At 52.6% G+C, this 4,110-nt stretch carries 1 protein-coding gene; it reads left to right on the forward strand.

Translation table 11 applies throughout. The annotated features are described in order from the left end of the window. Nucleotides 1–69: 69 nt before the first annotated feature. Nucleotides 70–4,110 (forward strand): FG-GAP-like repeat-containing protein (locus XI03_RS01780; protein ID WP_271591127.1); only part of this gene is annotated, 4,041 nt, incomplete at its 3' end.

Here is a 4,110-nt window from a genome sequence, read left to right on the forward strand (position 1 = left end):
TCAACGCCTCGCACGCTCCAGGGCATGTCTGAGACGTGGGCGTCCTCAAGCGGCAACTTCAATCTGCAGATGATTGCACTGAAGGCGGCAGGGCAAACCGTTTCCTCAGCATACAGGCCCCGCGTATCTGACGGACCAAGCAACTCGTATTCATATTCGAGTTCTACAAATGCATGGACAGTTTACGACAAGCACGGCACGCGTTATACGTATGGCTCGGACGACTCTGGTCGCATGTACGATACCAGTACGGGCACATCCACCAAGACATTTAGGTGGATGCTGCAAGAGGTGCGCGATACGAATGATAACTATGTCAAATATACGTACAATAGAGACAACAATGTTCTGTACCCATACAAAATAACGTACACGGGCCACGGCTCAACAGATGGCATCGACACAGTAACGTTCGCGACTTCAACCCGGACCGATACGCGCGCAAGCTACGCTGCAGGTTTTTCCGCGACGACAACAAAGGTTATTTCGCAAGTCACCGCTGCAGTGAACGGTACCACCGTCCGTCAATACAATCTGACTTATGGTACAGGTCACAATGGGACGCGTTCGCTGCTCACCAGCGTCCAACAGAAGGGCTACGACGACAATAATAATCTGACGACTTTGCCGGCGATGACGTTCGGGTATGTGGCTACATCCACCCAGTTCTATACGCCCGGTTTGCAGAACATAGTGAGCGCATCATACGCTGTTGCAGATACCAACGGGAACGGCATCAATGATGAAACTCTTTTGATGCCAGCCCCGCTATACGGCTACGTTTTTCCGGACAATATCAATCCGAATATTTTACTCAAAGATCAGAGCGACACCTCTCCTGAATATTGGGCGGAGCTGTACCCCTCGCTTGCACCTCTTGAGCGCGGCGTACGCTACATAGACGTAAATGGTGACGGGAAAGCAGACGTCGTCCGTGGATGGGCAGATGATCAAGCACACACGTCAGATTTTGCGATATACACCAACACCTACGCTACTTCGACTGGTCACTTTGGCTGGACGGCAACTTCAACGGGCTATAGTGGCTCGATTCCGACCTTCGCAGAAAAGACTAGTGGCGGCACGGTCCTCACCGGCGGCATCTTCGGTGACGTAAACGGCGATGGTCTTCCTGATTACGTGACTGCGCTAGCCGGCACGTTTGCCACGACCACTTATTTGGGCAATGGATCGGCCTTCGATGCCACCACGACAGTTTTCATCTCGCCAAAAAGCTTTCCGACGACCGTCCCAACGGAGACGGCATCGCAGCTTGTTGATATAAACGGTGACGGACTGGACGACTGGGTATTTTCAAGCAGCACCAATACGTACGTGTTGCTCAACAACGGTACCGGTTGGAATTCCGCTCCTAGTCCACAGTGGACCATTGCAACATCGACACTGTTTCTCGGCACAACTTCGCCGACAGCCTACTACGACCGCGGCATCCGATTCATGGACTTGAACGGTGATGGACTGCCTGATTTGGTTCGTGCATATAAAAATACGACTGGCTGCTCAGGTGAAGCAGCCGATGTAAAAGCTGTGTACCTCAACACGGGAAGCGGATGGGCAACAAGCACTGCTTATACTTTGCCCGCATACATTACCAGTTGCAGTGCGGGTAGTCTCGTTTTCAATGAGTACGCCAATTTCAAAGGTAATGGGCAACTTCAGCAGGACGTTCTCTCCTCCGTCACGAATCCGAAAGGCGGAAGGGTAACCGTTACATATTCGTCCTCGGCCTCATCCATTACCAATCCTGATGCCGCGATCAGTTTGTTAACGGCCAGCAAAATAACTACAAACGACAACAGGGGCAATTATGCCACCACTTCCTACTCGTACGTGGGCGGCAAATGGTATCTCGGGTCGGATGTGCACGACCGTAGATTTGGCGGCTTCTCGCCTGTTACCGTTACATCTCCAGATTCAATCGTAACAACATTCTTCAATCAAACTACGCTTGCTTTGCTTGGTCACGCTGTTCGTACCGATGTGTCCGATCTCTCTGGCGTTCTCAAGCGAAGTACCTTCAACCGCTGGGATACCGTTCAGCACGGGTATGCGACGTTCGATGGACTTGGTCGACAGCTCATACAGGATTTCGCTGTCGACGGAACTCATCGCGACAAGGCGACTGACTATCAATATTCCTCGACCACAGATGATGTATTGAAAATCATTCAGTACGGGGAGGTTAGCGGCAATCCGGACACCACCTTTACAGACGTCGCGGGTGATACGCGAACGACCACTATTTCGTACGTAGCGAGCAGTTCCATCAACATGAGCTTGCCGATCGAGAGAACAGTGTTCAATAATAATTCAGCAACGAGTTCGGACCAGAAGTTCTACTACGACTCGCTCGCATTTGGCTCGCTTACTCTCGGCAACAACACGAGGCAAGAAGATTGGATCAGTGGCTCGTCCTACGCGAGCTCGACCAAGACATACAATTCGTACGGAGTCGTCGCCACGTCGACGGATCGCAATGGTAATGCCACGTCGTACGTCTACGATGCTTTCAATCTCTATCCCGCCACTACCACCAATGCGCTTCTCCAAAAAACCAACGCGTACTACAACTACGCCAACGGCAAAGTGAAGCAATCAAGCGATCCAAACAGTCGTTTGACACTCAATCTGTACGACGGGCTGGGTCGCCTCAAAGAGACGGCGCAGTCATCGACGACTACATCGACGACATACGCCACCACAACGTCATGGTCCTACACGGACAGCACTACGACACCCTCGCTCGTGCATCGTGCTGATTACCTGAACGCTGCAAACACGGTCGACACGTATGATTACTACGACGGGCTCAATCGACTGATCCAAGAACGCAAGCATTCGCAGACGGCGAACGTCTTTGGCGTCTTCGACCGTGCATACAATCAAGCGAGCGAACTCGCCTCGACGAGCCTCCCGTACTTCTCCTCTGGGAGCTCGTTCACGAGCCCAACTACAGCCTCGAATCTCTACACCAACTACATCTACGATCCGCTGCAACGAGTCACGAGTATTTCAAATGCTGTCGGCAATACGACCAACGTTTACAGCAAATGGACGACCACCACCACGGATGCGAATGGCCACTTCAAAGATATGATCGTCGATGCATTCGGCAACCTTGCGACCGTAGTCGAGCACGCCACCGCCGACGGCACCACCGCATATTCATATGACGCACTCAACAATCTGGCCACGACTACCGATGCATCCGGCAATGTTCGCGCGTTCACGTACGATGGTCTCAGCCGCCGCACAGCGGCGCAAGACGTGCATGCCGTAGGGGATAGCACGTTCGGCGCATGGACATACACCTATGACGCCGCGGGGAATATGACCTCGCAGACCGATCCCAAGAGTCAAATAGTCAATCGCACATATGACGCGCTCAGCCGTATGCTCACAGAGGACTATACGGGCCAGGCGGGAACCGACGTCACACTCACGTACGACAGCTGCACCAATGGCATAGGCAACATATGCGTAGCCTCATCCACGTCGGCAAAAACAACTAATGCATACGACATTCTTGGCCGCGTCACATCCGCGACGACGACTGTCAGCAATTTCTCGTACAACATGCAGTACGCATATGACCGACAGGGGAACCTGACAGGACTTACCTACCCCAACGGCTCGCAAGTCAGCTACAGCTACAATCTCGCCGGACTCCCGAATCGTGTGCAACGCAAGCCATCCGGCGGCTCCTTGTCCGACATCATCACTAATTACGACTATGCGCCCCAGGGGGCGATCAACAACGTGCGCTTTGGGAATAATGCGTCCACCACGTACTTCTACGATGCAAGTGCGATGTACCGGCTGTCCAATCTGCAGACGACGAGCGGGTCAGCGACCATTCAAAACTTCGCGTACGCATACGATCCGGTCGGCAATATTACCCAGATTGCAAACACGGCAAGTAGTACAGCAGCAGCGACCATTACATATTCATATGACGCACTGAACCGGCTACTCAATGCATATGCGTTAAGCGCAAGCTCCTCGCCGTATACATACGCGTATACGTACGATGTTCTCGGTAATATGCTCTCAAACGCTTTTGCAACAAGTACGGCAGCGGTCGCATTA

The organism is Bradyrhizobium sp. CCBAU 65884, assembly GCF_028128835.1.
Lineage (GTDB): Bacteria > Pseudomonadota > Alphaproteobacteria > Rhizobiales > Xanthobacteraceae > Bradyrhizobium > Bradyrhizobium ottawaense.